The organism is Kitasatospora sp. NPDC049285, assembly GCF_040678815.1.
Classification (GTDB): Bacteria; Actinomycetota; Actinomycetes; order Streptomycetales; family Streptomycetaceae; genus Kitasatospora.
The window spans coordinates 97,119-113,396 of record NZ_JBFAQR010000011.1 but is presented as its reverse complement, the minus strand read 5'-3'; the positions used below and the strand labels follow the sequence as shown (position 1 = coordinate 113,396).

The 16,278-nt window shown below is 73.2% G+C and carries 13 protein-coding genes; 4 read left to right on the top strand and 9 right to left on the bottom strand.

Annotated features, from left to right (window positions below):
* The first annotated feature begins 216 nt into the window (after window positions 1-216).
* From AB0K51_RS10820 to AB0K51_RS10805, 4 genes are all read left to right on the top strand, one after another.
* Complete coding sequence (locus AB0K51_RS10820) at window positions 217-1,641, top strand: Cys-Gln thioester bond-forming surface protein (protein WP_363452854.1); 1,425 nt, start codon at window positions 217-219, stop codon at window positions 1,639-1,641.
* Between the two features lie 213 nt (window positions 1,642-1,854).
* On the top strand, window positions 1,855-3,519 hold the full coding sequence (gene ettA / locus AB0K51_RS10815; protein WP_363452852.1) for an energy-dependent translational throttle protein EttA: 1,665 nt from the start codon (window positions 1,855-1,857) through the stop codon (window positions 3,517-3,519).
* Window positions 3,520-3,632: 113 nt separating this feature from the next.
* Window positions 3,633-4,076: a thioesterase family protein gene (locus AB0K51_RS10810; protein ID WP_363452850.1), complete on the top strand. Its 444-nt coding sequence runs from the start codon at window positions 3,633-3,635 to the stop codon at window positions 4,074-4,076.
* 97 nt (window positions 4,077-4,173) lie between these two features.
* Window positions 4,174-4,866: a hypothetical protein gene (locus tag AB0K51_RS10805; RefSeq protein ID WP_363452848.1), complete on the top strand. Its 693-nt coding sequence runs from the start codon at window positions 4,174-4,176 to the stop codon at window positions 4,864-4,866.
* Between the two features lie 74 nt (window positions 4,867-4,940).
* Here AB0K51_RS10805 and AB0K51_RS10800 read toward each other — a convergent pair whose 3' ends face one another.
* From AB0K51_RS10800 to AB0K51_RS10760, 9 genes are all read right to left on the bottom strand, one after another.
* A complete protein-coding gene (locus AB0K51_RS10800; protein ID WP_363452846.1) occupies window positions 4,941-5,345 on the bottom strand; it encodes a globin in 405 nt (134 codons plus the stop codon).
* An 89-nt stretch (window positions 5,346-5,434) separates the two neighbouring features.
* The gene (locus AB0K51_RS10795; RefSeq protein WP_363452844.1) at window positions 5,435-6,568 is read right to left on the bottom strand and encodes an ABC transporter permease; all 1,134 of its coding nucleotides are present in this window, start codon (window positions 6,566-6,568) and stop codon (window positions 5,435-5,437) included.
* Window positions 6,565-7,482 (bottom strand): ABC transporter ATP-binding protein, encoded by a 918-nt coding sequence (locus AB0K51_RS10790; protein WP_363452842.1) that lies wholly within the window; start codon window positions 7,480-7,482, stop codon window positions 6,565-6,567. The genes AB0K51_RS10795 and AB0K51_RS10790 overlap by 4 nt, the downstream gene beginning before the upstream one ends.
* A 154-nt stretch (window positions 7,483-7,636) precedes the next feature.
* Window positions 7,637-8,830, bottom strand: coding sequence for an FHA domain-containing protein (locus AB0K51_RS10785; RefSeq protein ID WP_363452840.1), 1,194 nt, complete (start codon window positions 8,828-8,830; stop codon window positions 7,637-7,639).
* A 109-nt stretch (window positions 8,831-8,939) separates the two neighbouring features.
* On the bottom strand, window positions 8,940-10,274 hold the full coding sequence (locus AB0K51_RS10780) for a VWA domain-containing protein (RefSeq protein WP_363452838.1): 1,335 nt from the start codon (window positions 10,272-10,274) through the stop codon (window positions 8,940-8,942).
* A gap of 32 nt (window positions 10,275-10,306) precedes the next feature.
* Entirely contained in the window at window positions 10,307-11,434 is a 1,128-nt protein-coding gene (locus tag AB0K51_RS10775; protein ID WP_363452836.1) for a PP2C family serine/threonine-protein phosphatase, read from the bottom strand.
* A 3-nt stretch (window positions 11,435-11,437) separates the two neighbouring features.
* Window positions 11,438-13,852, bottom strand: a complete 2,415-nt coding sequence (locus AB0K51_RS10770; protein ID WP_363452834.1) for a tetratricopeptide repeat protein — start codon at window positions 13,850-13,852, stop codon at window positions 11,438-11,440.
* Window positions 13,845-15,194, bottom strand: coding sequence for a hypothetical protein (locus tag AB0K51_RS10765; protein WP_363452832.1), 1,350 nt, complete (start codon window positions 15,192-15,194; stop codon window positions 13,845-13,847). The genes AB0K51_RS10770 and AB0K51_RS10765 overlap by 8 nt, the downstream gene beginning before the upstream one ends.
* A 151-nt stretch (window positions 15,195-15,345) precedes the next feature.
* A complete protein-coding gene (locus AB0K51_RS10760; RefSeq protein ID WP_363452830.1) occupies window positions 15,346-16,275 on the bottom strand; it encodes a glutamate ABC transporter substrate-binding protein in 930 nt (309 codons plus the stop codon).
* Window positions 16,276-16,278 lie beyond the last annotated feature (3 nt).

The window sequence follows — 16,278 nt, the reverse complement described above, 5'->3', positions numbered from 1 at the left end:
GCGGTGACTTTATGTCGACTCATCAACTCGCCTTCATGATCCGCTCCTTGATAACGAAACAGCTACGAAATCGTCCTGATTTGCTACGGGCGGCTAGTGGCGGGATCGCGTCAATAGGATGCGTCTGGTCCACACACGTGCAGCGGTGCCACAGGGGGTGCCGCTTTGCAGGGGCGGGCTGCCCTCTCGGCAGCCGTCCGCCCGAAGGGATCGCACATGTTCCACAAGCAGGGGCGGGCCGTCTCCCGCATTGTTGCTGTCATGCTCGCGTCCGGCTTGGCCGTCGGTTCCGGTCTCCTCACAGCCGGTACGGCGGCCGCGGCTGACGGCACGTCGGGCGTCACGGCCGCGAAGCTGCAGGGCGGCATCCGCTACGGCGAGAAGGTCGAGCACGAGGTCCGCCCCGGCCGCTGGCTGCCCGTCACCGCCGGGCAGTTCACCCTCGGGGTGGTGGGCAGCGACGCCACGCTGCAGGTCTACTGCATCGACCTGCTCAACGACACGCTCAAGGACGCGACCTACCACGAGACCGACTGGGCCTCCACGTCGCTCTCGCAGCCGGAGAAGGTCAAGGCGAAGGCCGGCCCGAAGATCCAGTGGATCCTCGAGCACTCCTTCCCGAACCTCGACGAGGCCGCGCTGTCCAAGGCGTCCGGCATCCCCGGTCTGACCAAGGACGACGCCGCCGCGGCGACCCAGATCGCGATCTGGCACTTCTCCGACCCGAACGTGCCGGTCAAGCAGAGCGACGACCACGCGTCGGCCAAGAAGCTCACCGACTGGCTGATCGCCCAGGCCGAGGCCAACGGCGGCGCCGCCGAGCCGAAGCCCAGCCTCGCCCTCAACCCGGCCTCGGTGGCGGGCAAGAGCGGTGAGCTGGTCGGCCCGATCACCGTCACCACCGGTGGCGGCGCCGCGGACGTCGCGGTCGCGCTCGACAAGAACGGCGCCGACGCCGGCGTCACCCTGGTCGACAAGAACGGCGCCGCGGTGAAGACCGCGCACAACGGCGACCAGCTGTTCGCCAAGGTCCCGGCCGGCGCCGCGGCCGGCACCGCCACGGTCAACGCCAGCGCCGAGTCCACCGTCGGCATCGGCCGCGCCTTCGTCGGCGACGACAACGGCAAGCACAGCCAGACGCTGATCCTGGCCGGCAGCGAGAAGGTCAAGGTCGACGCCCTCGCCACCGTGGCCTGGGCGCCCAAGGGCCCGATCCCGGCCGCCACCGCCAAGGTCGACTGCGCCCAGGGCGCGGTCATCATCACCGCCACCAACAAGGGTGACCAGGACTGGACCTTCACCGTCGGCGGCAAGACCGTCACCGTGAAGCCGGGCGGCACCCAGGACGTCGTCCTGCCCGTCGCCGAGGACCAGAAGTACGACTTCACCATCAACGGCCCCGGCAAGTTCAGCCAGACCTTCTCGGGCGTGCTGAACTGCAAGACCGACAGCCAGACCCTGCCGCCGGCCACCCCGAGCGCCTCCACCCCGTCGCCGAGCCCGACCGGCCCGCAGCTGGCCTCCACCGGTGGCGGCATGGGCACCGGCATCACCGCCGCCGTAGCCGGCGCGCTGGTGATCGCCGGCGGTGCCGCGGTCTACGGCCTGCGTCGCCGCGGCCGCCACAGCCGCAGCTCCTGAACGGTGCGCTGAACCTCCCCGGCAGCCCGCCGGGGAGGGCGCGGCCCCGCCTCCGCACTCCGGAGGCGGGGCCGTTCGCATGACAGGGACGGCGCAGCCCCGTCCCGCCGGTCCGCCGCTGCGCCCGATGCGGGCGTTAGGGGCGGACTACGCCTTACGGCACAATGGAAGGCTGCAAGCCGATTACTCACGACGACGCCGGAGCGATCTCACGTGGCGGAATACATCTACACCATGCGCAAGGTGCGCAAGGCACACGGCGACAAGGTCATCCTTGACGACGTGACGCTCAGCTTCCTCCCCGGGGCGAAGATCGGCGTCGTCGGCCCCAACGGCGCCGGTAAGTCGACCGTGCTGCGGATGATGGCGGGGCTGGACCAGCCCTCCAACGGCGACGCCTTCCTCTCGCCGGGCTTCACCGTCGGCATGCTCCAGCAGGAGCCGCCGCTGGACGAGTCCAAGACGGTCCTGGAGAACGTCCAGGACGGCGTCAAGGAGACCAAGGCCAAGCTCGACCGGTTCAACGAGATCGCCGAGCTGATGGCGACCGACTACTCGGACGCGCTGCTGGACGAGATGGGCAAGCTCCAGGAGGACCTGGACCACGCCAACGCGTGGGACATGGACGCCCAGCTGGAGCAGGCGATGGACGCGCTGGGCTGCCCGCCCGGCGACTGGCCGGTCACCAAGCTCTCCGGTGGCGAGCGCCGCCGCGTCGCGCTGTGCAAGCTGCTGCTGGAGCAGCCCGACCTGCTGCTGCTCGACGAGCCCACCAACCACCTCGACGCCGAGTCGGTGAACTGGCTGGAGCAGCACCTCGAGAAGTACCCCGGAACCGTCGTCGCGGTCACCCACGACCGGTACTTCCTGGACAACGTCGCCCAGTGGATCCTGGAGCTCGACCGCGGCCGCGCCTACCCGTACGAGGGCAACTACTCCACCTACCTGGAGACCAAGCAGACCCGTCTGAAGGTCGAGGGCCAGAAGGACGCCAAGCGCGCCAAGCGGCTCAAGGAAGAGCTGGAGTGGGTCCGCTCCAACGCCAAGGGCCGCCAGGCCAAGTCCAAGGCCCGCCTCGCCCGTTACGAGGAGATGGCGGCCGAGGCCGACAAGATGCGGAAGCTGGACTTCGAGGAGATCCAGATCCCGCCGGGCCCGCGTCTGGGCAGCGTCGTCATCGAGGTCGAGAAGCTCAACAAGGCCTTCGGCGAGAAGGTGCTGATCGAGGACCTCAGCTTCACCCTGCCGCGCAACGGCATCGTCGGCATCATCGGCCCGAACGGTGCCGGCAAGACCACGCTGTTCAAGATGCTGCAGGACCTGGAGACGCCGGACAGCGGCTCGGTCAAGGTCGGCGAGACCGTCAAGATCAGCTACGTCGACCAGACCCGCTCCAACATCGACCCGAAGAAGACCCTGTGGGAGGTCGTCTCCGACGGCCTGGACTGGATCAACGTCGGCCAGGTCGAGATGCCGTCGCGGGCGTACGTCTCCGCGTTCGGCTTCAAGGGCCCGGACCAGCAGAAGCCGGCCGGCGTGCTCTCCGGCGGTGAGCGCAACCGCCTCAACCTGGCGCTCACCCTCAAGCAGGGCGGCAACCTGCTGCTCCTCGACGAGCCGACCAACGACCTCGACGTCGAGACCCTGTCCTCGCTGGAGAACGCGCTGCTGGAGTTCCCCGGCTGCGCCGTGGTCATCTCCCACGACCGCTGGTTCCTGGACCGGGTGGCCACCCACATCCTCGCCTACGAGGGCGAGAGCAAGTGGTTCTGGTTCGAGGGCAACTTCGAGTCCTACGAGAAGAACAAGATCGAGCGCCTGGGCGCCGATGCGGCCCGTCCGCACCGCGCGACCTACAAGAAGCTGACCCGCGGCTGAGACGCCGACGGCAAGCACCGGCCCGGTCGGCCGCCCCCTCGGCGGACGGCCGGGCCGTGGCCCGTAAGCTACGTAGTTACTTACGGGTAATCTGATTTGCGAGGAGAACACCCGTGGCCCGCCACATCTACGCCTGCCCCCTGCGGTGGTCCGACATGGACGCCTTCGGCCACGTCAACAACGTGGTCTTCCTCCGCTACCTGGAGGAGGCCCGGATCGACTTCATGTTCACCCAGGCCGCCGAGGCCGGGGCCGGGGAGTTCGCGGGCGGCTCGGTGGTGGCCCGTCACGAGATCGACTACAAGCGCCCGCTGGTGCACCGCCCGTACCCGGTGACCATCGAGACCTGGGTGACGAAGATCGGCGGCGCCTCGCTGACCGTCTCCTACGAGATCAAGGACGTCGACGAGGACGGCCGGGAGACGGTCTACGTCACCGCCTCCACCGTGGTCGTCCCCTACAACCTCGCCGAGGGCCGGCCGCGCCGGATCAGCCCGGTGGAGCGGGAGTTCCTCAGCCGCTTCCTGGACGAGCAGCCGGCCGGCGTCGCCGCCTGACGGCACGACGGCACGACGGCACGACGGCCCGCAGCGCCTGAACGACGCCTGAACGACGACGCCCGAACGACGCTTCACGAAACGAGCTGAGCCCCCGGTGACCGCGCAGCCCCGCCTCGACCTCGCCGACGCCGGCGAGGCGGCCGACCTGGCCGCCTTCCTCGGGCGGCTGCTCCGCCTCGACCGGGCCGCCGCGGTCCGGCTGCAGGCGGTGCCCGGCACGGACGGCGCGGGCGTGCTCGCGGTGTTCGGACGGCTGCCGCTGGGCACCTCCGGGGTGCTCGCGGTGCGCACCGCCCGGCTGGCGGGCCTGGAGCACCCGGCCGACGCCACCGTCTCCGCCGGGCAGTTGCTGGAGTCGGTGGACGAGGCGATGGGCGCGGTCCGCGTCCCCGCGCCGGTCACCGGCCCGGCCTGGGCCGGGATGCTGCCCCCGCGCTCCGGCTGGCAGCTGCTCGCGGAACCGCCCGTCGACGCCGTGATGCCCGAAGTGCTGGCCGCGGTACGGGAGTTCAAGGAGCGCACCGAGCAGGTCCCGGAGCACCACCGCGGTCGGCAGGTGCTGGACGGCATCGCCGACGAGATCTGGTCCCGGCCGCTCGGCGCGGTCGCCGAACTTCCGCTGCGGGCCGCCCACGCCGCCTACGTGATCGGCTTCCTGCGCCCCGGCGCCCCGCTCACCGTGCACCGGGCGGGTGGCTGGCTGCGGCTGAACGCCCCGGCCGGTTCGATCGCGCTGCGCACCGCCGCCGCCCCCGGCGCGGGTCTCGGGCTCAGCCCGCTGCGCTGACGGCCCAGCTGGTGCGCTGACGGCCTGGCCGTCGCACCGGAGGGCCGACTCCGCAGCCCCGTGGAGGGTGTCGCTCAGCCCGCCGTGTTGATCATCGAGGCGGCGGCGTACGTCAGGTAGTCCCACAGCTGGCGCTCGGCGTCGGCCGGGAGGTCGAGCTGGTCGAGCGCGGCGCGCATGTGCCGCAGCCAGGCGTCGTGCGCGGCCCGGTCGACCTGGAACGGGGCGTGGCGCATCCGCAGGCGGGGGTGGCCGCGGTGGTCGCTGTAGGTGCGGGGGCCGCCCCAGTACTGCATCAGGAAGAGGGCGAAGCGCTCCTCGGCGGGGCCGAGGTCCTCCTCGGGGTACATCGGGCGCAGCAACTCGTCCTGGGCGACGCCTTGGTAGAACAGGTGGACCAGCCTGCGGAACGTGGCCTCGCCGCCGACCTGGTCGTAGAAGGTCTCCTCTTGTGCGGTGTCGCGCCCGGTGTCAGTCACCCGTCCATGGTCGCAGACGCCGACGGGGGCCGTACACCGGGACTTTCGGTGTACGACCCCCGTCGGAGCCGCGCCGGGCGGGGCGACGGTTACGCGTCGTCCCAGTTGAAGAACCGCCAGGCGATGACGCAGAGCACCGCGGTGAAGGCGAGCAGGACGCCCATGCCGGGGAGCACGTCGGCGATGCCGCCGCCCTGGCTGAGCACCGACTTGGCCGGGTTGATCAGGTAGCGCAGCGGCAGCGCCTTGGAGACGTTCTGCAGCCAGCTCGGCGCGAAGTCGAGCGGGATGAACGCGCCGCCGAGGAAGGACATCGGCAGGATGATCAGCTGGTTCATGCCGTTCGCCGCCTCCTCGCTCTTCGCCACGGCGCCGGTGACCAGGCCGATCGACATGAACGCCAGGGTGGCGCAGACGACCAGCGGGACCACCAGCCACCAGTTGCCGGTGAGCTTCAGGCCGAAGTACGGCATCCGCGCGATGACCAGGAACAGCGCGGTCTGGGCGAGCGCGACCAGCACGCTGACCAGCACCCGGGCGCCGACCACGGTGCCCGCCGAGATCGGGGCCAGCCGCAGGCGGCGCAGCACCCGCTTCTTGCGCCAGCTCACCAGGGTGAACGAGGCGCCGTAGACCGCGCCCATCGAGATGGCGTAGCCGAGCAGGCCGGGGGTGAGGTACTGGATCGGCTTGGTCGAGTCGTCCTCGACCTTGGTGGAGTCCAGGGTGAAGGCCGGGGTGGTGTGCGCGGCCTCCTGGTTGGCGGTCTGCACCAGGGCGTTCATCAGGCCCTGCACGGTGCCGGCCTTGACCTGGTCGGCCTGGCTGAAGCGGAGCACCAGCTTGCCGCCGGGGCCCTCGGTGACCAGGCCGTCGAGCTCGCCCTTGCGGACCTTGGCGAGCGCGTCGTCCTCGTTGGCGAAGGAGGTGATCTCCAGGGCGCTGAGCGGGCCGTCCTTCTGGTCCTTGACGGCGTCCAGCAGCTGGACCTTGCCGACCTCGGCGACCTTCACGTGCGAGGTGCCGCCGCCCTTGTAGAGGACGCCGAACAGCAGCAGGAACATCACCGGCAGGGCCAGCGTGAAGAACATCGCGCCACGGTCGCGCAGGAAGCCGACCAGCATCACCCGGGAGAGGCCGACGAAGGCGTTGCCGCGCTCCTGGCCGCCCGGCTCGGGCGCGGGTTCGGGGGTGCGGGCGGGGGCGGTGGTGGTGGCGGTCATGCCCGGTACTCCCGTCCGGTCAGCTGGAGGAAGACGTCCTCCAGGGTGGCGCCGCGGACCTCCAGGCCGCGCAGCGCGCCCTGTTCGGCGAGGACCGAGAGCACCGGCGCGGGCGCGTCCGTGGACAGCGCCAGGGTGATCCCGTCGTCCTCCAGGTTGGTGTACACCGACCCGGCGGCGGCGAGCAGTTCACGCGCCCGGTCGACCGGGAGCTGCCCGGACTCGACGCTGATCCGGACGGTGTCGTCGATCTCGCGCACCAGCGCGGCCGGCGCGCCGGTCTTCAGCACCTTGCCGTGGTCCATCACCGAGACGCGGTCGCAGAGGATCTCCGCCTCGTCCAGGTAGTGGGTGGTGAGCACGACGGTGCGGCCCTCGCCGTTGATGTCGCGCAGCAGGTCCCAGAGGTTGCGGCGGGCCTGCGGGTCGAGGCCGGTGGTCGGCTCGTCCAGGAAGACCAGCTCCGGGTCGTGCACCAGGGCGCAGGCGATGGACAGTCGCTGCGCCTGGCCGCCGGACATCTTGTCGGTGAGCACCGCCGCCGACTCGGTCAGGCCGACCCGCTCCAGCATGGTGTCGGCGCGCTTGGGGCCGATGCCGTAGAAGGAGGCGAAGGTGCGGATGGTCTCGCGGGCGGTCAGCTTGTTGAAGAACGCCGACGCCTGGAACTGCACGCCGATGCGCGGCAGCAGCTTGGTGTTGCGCGGCCACGGCGCCATGCCGAGCAGCTCGATCCGGCCCTCGTCGGCCTCCCGGATGCCCTCCAGGATCTCCAGCGTGGTGGTCTTGCCGGCCCCGTTCGGCCCGAGCAGGCCGTAGAACTCGCCAGTCCTGACGGAGAGTGACACTCCGTCGACGGCCTGGACATCCCCGTACCGCTTCCGGATCCCGTCAGCGGTTATTGCTTCAGTCATGGAGCGAAGCGTAGGGGTTCCCGGTCTGGTGGCGAGCAAATTTGTGCGAATTTTGGGGAAGCGGTGGCGGGCGGGCGCACCACGGCCCCACGGCGGTCGCCGAACCGGCGGGCCGTGAGGCCGTGGTGACGCTGCGTCAGCGGATGACGGGCCGTCAGGCGCGGTGGATCGTGATGGTGGTCCAGGCGCCGATGTGGATCCGGTCGCCGTCGTTCAGCGGGATCGCGGTGTGCGGGGGCAGGGTGTCCGGGCTGCCGTTGAGGGTGGTCCCGTTGGTGGAGTCCTGGTCGACCAGCACCCAGCTGCCGTCCGGCTGTTCGGCGAGCATGGCGTGCTGGTGCGAGGCGCCCGGGTCCTCCGGGGAGACCGACAGGTCGATCTCCGGCACGGTGCCGCGGTTCTGGCTGCGTCGGCCGATCCGCAGCTGGCCGCGGCCGGTGAGCGGGATCCGGCGCTCCGGGGTGTACGGCGGGAAGAACAGCCCGGCCGCCTCCGGCCCGCTGCGGGTCATCATGTCGGTGAAGTACTCGCGGTCGGCGGCCACCACGGCGACCCAGCTGGTGCGCTGCGGCGGGGCCGGCGGCTGCCCGGGCGCGCCGGGGCCGGGCTGGCCGGGCGGGGCGAGCCGGAACGAGGTGCCGAAGTCCTCGCCGCCGGGCTGCGGCGGCGCGCTCGGCTCGGCGTACACCGGGCCGGTGCGCTCGTAGTCGCCGTCCGGGAAGGCGGCGGAGCCGGGCTTCTCGAAGGACGGCGCGCCCGGGTAGCCGGGCGGCGGCGGGGGAGCGGCCGGGCCGGGCCCGGCCGGCCGGTAGCCGCCGGGCTCGTAGCCCGCCGGCTGCTCGTACCCGGGCCGCTCGTAGGACGGCTGCTCGTACGAGGGCTTCTCGTACGAGGGCTTCTCGTACGGGGGCGCGGCGGGCGGGGCGGCCGGCGGCGCGGCGGCGGACGGCGGGAAGGCGTAGCCGGGCGGCTGCTGGCCGGGCGGGGGCGCCGTCGGCGGGCGGGCGGTGGAGGTGGCGAGGTTGAAGTCGTAGCCGCACTCCTCGCAGTACCGGCCGGTCTGCGGGGTGCGGCAGATCGGGCAGGTGACCAGGCCCGCGGTGGCGGAGGGCGGGGGAGCGCCGAACGGGCCGGGGGCGTTGCCGCCCGCGGTGGAGCCGGGGCCGGTGGGCGTGCCGGCCGGCGGGGTGGCCGGGCGGCGGGGTTCGAAGTAGCCGCCGCCGGTGCTCGGCGGCGGGTTGCCGGGCCCGCCGCTCGGGTACCCGCCGCCGGGGTACGGCGGCGCGGCGGGTGCCTCGGGGGCGGCGGCCGGGCGGCCGGGGATGGGCAGCCCGGGCGGCGGCGACATCGGGAAGCCGCAGTAGTCGCACCAGTCCTCTGCCTGTGACTCGTGTCCCCTAGGGCAGATCGGCATCAAATCCCCATTCCAGCGGGTCGGATCCGGCAGGGTGTCCGGCTCACTTCTTCACGCGCACGGTCTTGGTCGATCGGGTCTCGAGAGTCATCGAGTCGGCCGCGCTCACGTTCTTACGGAACCGAACGGTACCCTCCCCGGCGTCGACCACGTCGACCACCTTCTGCAGCAGCTTGAGGGTGCCGTCGTTCCCGCTCGCGTGCGCGAGCCGAACGGCCTTGCCCAGCTTGGCCGTTGCCCGGTCGACGTCGCCGGCCCGGTGCGCCTCCATGCCTTCGCGGACGGCGTCGGCGAGTTCGGCCTGGCCGGTGTAGTGGGCGACCTGCGGGCTGATCCGGGTGGAGGAGGCCAGGTCGTCGGTCCACACGGCGCGGACCAGGCCCTGGCCGAGCACTTCGGCGCCGCCGTCGGGCAGCGGCAGCACCAGGCTGATCCGGGCGGCGAGCATCACGTTGCCGACCGCGGAGGCCGGGACCTCGACGCAGACGTGGTAGTCGCGGGACTCGTCGCCCCAGGAGCCGGTCGGGTAGTCCCCGGCCCGCGGACCGGCCTCGGCCCGGCGCTCGGTGAGGTCCTCGACGTCCGGGGCGACCTGCTTGACGTACTTCACCCGGGCGTTGGCGGGGGTCCACACCCGCAGCGCCACGTCGGCGACCTGCTTGCCCATGGCGGTGGTCATCATGTCCCGGAAGTCGTCGGCCAGGCCGGAGGACTCGGCGACGATGTCGACGGTGCCAAGCAGCGCGGAGGAGACCTTGCGCAGCTCGGCGACCTCCCAGTCGGTGCCGACGCCGCGGCAGTCGGCGGTGAAGACGCCGGCCGCCGCGTCCAGGGCGCGCTGCAGCTCGGCGGGCTTCTCGTGCTCGTTGCGGCCGTCGGTGAGCAGGATGGCGTGCCGGATCGGCGAGCCGGGCTGGGCGGTGAGCAGCTGGCGGGCCTTGGTGATCCAGGTGCCGATCGCGGTGCCGCCGTTGGGGGAGAGCTTGCGCAGGGCGTCCTTGGCGTGCTGCCGGGAGAGGTCGCCGGCCACCGCCATCGCACCGTTGCCGGGGTAGACGTCGACGGCCTCGTGGGTGCCGGCCACCACGGCGAAGGAGACACCGTCGCGCAGCGTGTCGATCGCGGCGGCGGTGGCCTCCCGGGCGTGCCGGATCTTGGTGGCCGGGTACTGCATGGAGCCGGAGCAGTCGACCACGATCACCACGGCGGCCCCGGGGCCGGGGTCGGCGGTGGCCAACGGGCGTCCGCCGGAGGTGCCGCCGCCGGTCGCGGTGACGGTGACGATCGCGTTGACCTCCCGCGAGCCCTCGGCGAGGTACTCGTTCTGGAAGACGTCCACGTCGAACCGGGGCGCGGCGGGCTTGGACAGCGAGGCCATGCGGAGTTCTCCTGTCGGAGGGTCGAGAGGAATCAGGGGGCTGCCGCGCCGGCCACCGGCAGGTTCGGCACGGTGGCGTCGTGGCCGCCCCCGGCGGGGCGCGGCAGCGGCAGGTCGAGCAGGGTCGCGTCGTGGTCGTGGTCGTGCTGGTGGCCGGCGGGCCGCGGGTCGATCGGCAGCACCGCGACGGTGATGTTGTCGTGCCCGCCCGCGCCGACCGCGAACTGCACCAGGGCCTGTGCGGCGGCCAGCGGCGCGGTGCGGGCGTCGGCGCGGACCCGGCCGGCCAGGTCGGTGGCGGCCTCGGCGTAGTTCCACAGGCCGTCGGTGCAGATCAGCAGGACGCCGGGGACGTGCGGGGTGAAGCTGACGGTGTGCGGGTCGAGGTCCTCGGCGTCCGCGCCGAGCCAGCCGGTGATGGCGTGGGCGCGCGCGTCGGCGTACGCCTCGGCCTCGTTCATCAGTCCGGCGGAGACCATCCGGGCCGCCCAGGAGTCGTCCTCGGTGAGCCGGTACGGCTCGGCGGCCTCCCGGTCGTCGGGGACCCAGTAGGCGCGGGTGTCGCCGACCCAGCCGATGGTGATCAGGCCGTCGGCGCTGATCGCCGAGACGTAGGTGCAGGCGGGCGAGTTGATCCGCCAGTCGGGCTCCCGGGTGCCGTCGTGGGCGAGCGCCGTGACGGCGCGGTTGGCGACGCCGATCGCCTCGCGCATCGCCTCGCCGGCCTCGCGGCCGGCCTCCAGGGCGGCCAGCAGCGACTCGGCGGCGGCGTCCACCGCCGTGGCGGACGCCTCGTCGGGCCGGTCCGAGGAGGAGACGCCGTCGCAGACCACGGCGACCACGGCGGGGCTGCCGTCGGGGCGGGCGGTGGCGGCGACGGTGAACGCGTCCTCGTTGCGGTGGTGCCGCAGGCCGCGGTCGGAGACCGCCGCGACGCCGGTCAACTCGCGTTCCTGGTGGTCGCGTTCACGCGGCAGGGCGTGTCCGCAGTCCTGGCACCAGCCGTCGTCGAGGTTGGCGGAGCCGCAGTGCGCGCACGAGGGCACCACCGGCAGGTCCCGGACGGTCGGCGGGCCGGACAGGTCGGCTCCGCACCCGCCGCAGAAGGCGTCCTCCGGGTCAAGCGGTTCGGTACAGCTCGGGCACACGGTCTGCGGCATCGTTCACACCCACGTCCGGGGGCGGGCCTTGTTGGCCCGTTCCACCCACTCGATCCTCGATTCGGCCCGGTCGGACAACCGCGCCAACACTCGGTAGGAGTGTTCCAGGGCGAGCCGTAGTTCCCGCTCCGCGGCGGGATGTCCGAGGACGGTGAGCGTGGCGGGCTTGCCGGCGGCTCCGGCGAGCACCCAGGCCAGCGCCGAGTCGAGCACCTCGACGGCGAGTTCCTCGCGCCGCCGGGCGTCCAGCGTGAGCGCCGCCAGCTGGGCCGAGCAGTCGGCGAGTTCGGTGCCGAGCGGCTCGGTGGCGGGCCGTCCGCGCAGCCGGGCGCGGACCGCGCCGACCCGGGCCGCGGTGTAGTGCGTGGAGGACTCCGGGACGGCCTCCAGCGCGGCGACCGCGCCGGGCCGGTCGGCGAGCAGGATCCGCACCCGGGCCAGGCCGAACGCGGCGCTGACGTAGGACCGGTCGGTGGCGCCGACCAGCCGGTAGAACTCGGTGGCGTCCTCGTGGTTGCCGAGCAGCTCGGCGCAGAGCGCGAGCGCCAGCTTGGGCGCGGCCTCGCCGGGGAAGGCGTCGTAGACCGCGTCGAAGGCGTCCGCGCCGGCCTCGGGCCGGCCCGCGGCCACCGCCGCCAGGCCGCGGTACCACACCACCCGCCAGTCGCCGGGGTGTTCGGACTCCAGGGTGTCCAGGGTCTGCGCGACCGCGTCGGCGTCGGCGAGCTCCAGGTGGGCGCGGAGCGCGCGCAGCCGCAGTTCCACCGAGTCCGCGCCGGCCGCCTGGAGGGCCGTCAGCGCCTCGCCGGGCGCGGTGGCGAGCAGCGTGGCGAGGAACCCGGCGTTCGGGTCGGCCGGGTCGACCCGCGGCACCGGCAGCGCCAGCGCGGCGGCCGCTGCCGGGAGGGCGCCCTCGGCGCCCTCGGTCTCGACCACCCGCAGCTCGGGCCCGAACAGCGTGGACAGCGCGGGCCGGGGCCGGCCGTCCTGCAGGCTGAGCACCTCGCGCAGCACGCCGGTGAGCTGGGCGGCCATCTCCTCGGCGGAGGCGAAGCGGCGCGCCGGGTCGGGGTCGGTGGCGCGCACCAGGAAGCGGTAGAAGGACTCGTAGCGGGCGAACACCTCGACCTGCTCGGGTCCGGGCAGCTCGTGCTGCCACCGGTCCGCGTAGCCCTGGAAGTCGAAGGTCATGACCGCCAGGGTGCGGGCCACCGTGTACAGGTCGGAGGAGGCGCTCGGACCGTCGGTGGCGATCTCCGGGGCCTGGTAGCCGACGGTGCCGTAGATCGCCCCGTCGTCGTCGAGCCGGCGGACCGCGCCCATGTCGATGATCTTCAGGGTGTCGTCCGACTGGATCACGTTGTCCAGCTTGAAGTCGCAGTACACCAGCCCGCGCGAGTGCAGGTAGCCGAGCGCGGGCAGCGCCTCCAGGGCGTACGCGATGGCCTGCTCGACCGGCAGCGGGTCGCGCCGTCCGTCCGGGGTGCGCCGGTCGTTGGCGATGTCCTTGAGCGACTTGCCGCCGACGTACTCCATGACGATGTAGCCGTCGGTGTTGCCGGTGCGGGCGTCGGGGTGCTCGACGAAGTTGATGATCCGCACGATGTTCGGGTGGTCGACCTCGGCCAGGAAGCGGCGCTCGGCGATGGCCACCGCCAGCGCGTCCTCGTCGCCGGTGTCGAGCAGGCCCTTGAGCACCACCCAGCGGTCGGAGACCCGGCGGTCGACCGCCAGGTAGATCCAGCCCAGGCCGCCGTGCGCCAGGCAGCCCATCACCTCGTACTGGCCGCCGACCAGGTCGCCGCGGACCAGCTTCGGGGTGAAGGAGTACGCGGTGCCGCACTTGGTGCAGAAGCCGTCCGGGCGGCCCGGGCGGCCGTCCTTCTCGCGGCCCACCGGCTGGTCGCAGCGGGAGCAGAAGCGCTTGCGCTCCGGCACCTCCGGGTCGGCCAGCACCGCCTCGGACGGGTCGCGGGTCGGCACCGGGGCGATCGCCACCAGGCCGGCGCCGAGGTTGCCGCGGCGCACCGTGGACGGGGTGCCCCGGGAGCTGCGCACCGACACCGAACGGCCGCTGCCGGTCCGGGCGGAGCGGTGCGACCGGGACCGGCCGGACATCGTGCGCACCGAACCGGAGCGCTGGGTGGAGCCGCTGCGCGCGGAGGTCACCGGCGCGGCGGCGGCCTCCGCGGCCAGGCCGCACTCGTCGCAGTAGCCGTCCGCGTCGATGGTGCCGCCGCAGCCGTCCCGTCCGCACGCCGACCCCGGCCCGGGGGCCTGCCGCTGCGCCGGAACCGACGCCCCGTCAGGTGCCTTGCCGGACCCCGCCTGCGGCTCCGGGGCCAGCCCGCACTCGTCGCAGTACCCGTCCGGGTCGATCTCCCTGCCGCACTCCGGGCGGGTGCACGCCTCAGCCATCGGACTCCTCCCCCTGGCGTCTGTCCTGTATGCCCTGCGCGGGCTGCCGCTCCGGGCTGCGCAGCGCCTGCTGGAACCGGCCCACCGCCTCGGCGGCGGCCCGCAGGTCGCACGGCGCGCTCCACAGCAGCCAACGCGCCTTCTCGAAACGCTCGACCACTTCCGGGTCCTCGGCCAGGCCGAGCCGGGCGGCCATCGCCTTGTACGCCTCCAGCCGGCCGCGCAGTTCGGCCCGCACCGCGAGCGGCTGGGCGACCTCGGTCAGCGCGTGCCGGGCCCGGGCGAGCTCCTTGGCGGCGGCGTCCTCCAGCGCGTCCAGCAGTGGGCCGAGCCGGTGCCACTGCCCGGTCCGCTGGTAGTCCACCGCCTGCCCGATCGCCTCGCGCAGCGCGGACGGCGGACCGGGCACCGCGGGCACCTCGGTGGCGGCGATCTTCGCCAGCACCTCGCCGCGGGCCCGGCGCGCCTCGGCCAGCGTCAGGTCGGCCCGCTGGAGCAGGTCGGCGACCTGCTGCAGCCGTTCGTGCGACTCGTCGCGCAGCCGCAGCAGCCCCTCCAACTCGACCCGGACGTCGTCCAGTCGGCGGCCCGCCCGGTCGAAGCCCGCGGTGTCCACCGCCCCGGCGGGCGAGGCCCCGACCGCGGACTCCTCGGCCCGGCCGCGCTGCGAGGGCACCCGGGCGGGGCGCCACAGCGCCAGCGGGTCGGACACCACCTGGGCCCGCAGCACCGTCAACTCCTGCGCCAGCTCGGCGAGGTCGTCGGCCAGCGGGTGCGCGCCGGGCCGTACCCCGACCGACACGGCGAGCATCTGCACCCGGCCGAGCTCGGCCAGCAGCAGGTCGATCCGGGCGGGCAGCGCCGTCCAGACCGCGTCGACCGGGCCGACCACCTCCAGCACCACCGCGTACCAGCCGTTCATCCGCTCCAGCAGCTCGGCCAGGGTGACCCGCTCGACCAGCCGGGCCGGACTGCCCAACTGGCCCGCGGCCTCCGGGAGCTGGCCGCCGGAGACGGTCACCGCGCGGCCGGACAGCAGCTCGCTCAGCTCGGCGAGTTCCGCCGAGCCCGGCCGGGCGCGCCGGGAGCGCACCGCGCGGGCCGAGGCCAGCGCCTCCGCGTAGCGGTCGAACAGCGCCCACAGCAGCGCCACTCCGCCCTCGGCCACCGCCCAGCGCTCGCGGGTGCGACCGGTCAGCTCGGCGCCGTCCAGCAGCCGCCGGCCCGGGTGGTCCTGCAGCGCCAGCAGCGCCGCCTCCACCGCGTCGCGCTCGGCGCCCAGCCGGGCGAGTGCACGGTCGATCTCCTCACGGCTCATCACCGGGCGGGTCGTTCCGGCCATCGCGGTTCCTCCTCTCGGCCAGGGTCAGGTGACGGATCGTCGTCGGCGGGCCGGATGACGGCCCGTCGGCGGCCAGTCTCCCGGACGGGCCCGGCGGAGCGGACGGCGGTCCCCGTTCTTGACGGGTTTTCACCGTCCGCGCCGCGCACGGTCACGGCAGGTAGGGATCCGGTGACGCTCCCATGCTGTCCTTCAGCCAGGTGTCGTAGCTGGCCCGCCAGCCGCCGCCGGAGCGCCAGTCGACCAGCACCTGGTTGACCCAGGCGATCAGGTCGGTGTCGGCCTGGTTCATCGCCACGCCCATGTAGGCCGGCTGGAACGGCTCGCCGGCCAGCTCCACCTGCGGGTCCTGGGCGACCTGCGCGGCGGCCAGCGAGCTGTCCGACAGCGTGCTGTCGATCTCGCCGAGCTGCATCAGCACCAGGCAGTCCAGCTGGTTGTCGACCAGCCGGACCTGGGCCGCGCCGCGCGGGTTGGCCTTCAGCTCGGCGTCCGAGGAGGAGTTCAGCGCCGCGCAGACCCGCTTGCCCTTCAGCGCCTCGTCGACGCTCTTCACGTGCGCGGACTTCGGCGCGACCACCCGCTGCGAGGTGCGGAAGTACGGCGTGGAGAAGGCGACGTCCTTCTTCCGGTCGCAGGTGATGGTCATCGCACGGGTGATCACGTCGACCTCGCCGTTCTTCACCGCGTCGATCCGGTGGGCGGTGGAGATGGTCTTCAGGAGCACCTTCGACGGGTCGCCGAGCACCGACTTCGCGATGGCGTGTGCCAAGTCGATGTCGAAGCCCTCGATCCGGCCGGTCTGCGGGTTGCGGAACCCCCAGTGGTAGGCGCTCTGGTCGACGCCGACCACCAGCACGCCGCGTTCGCGGATCTTGCGGATCTTCGCGCCGACGTCCTGCCGCGGCGGCAGCGACGCCGCCAGGTCGCAGCCGTCCGCCATCGGCGCCAGCTGCGGTGCCGCCTCCACCCGCACCCCGCCCACGCCGGCCGAGCTGCCGGTGCCGAGCACCCCGCCGCCGACCGCGCCCGCCGCCAGCACCACCGCGGCCAGCAGGGCCCGGGAGTTCGCCTTGCGCATCCT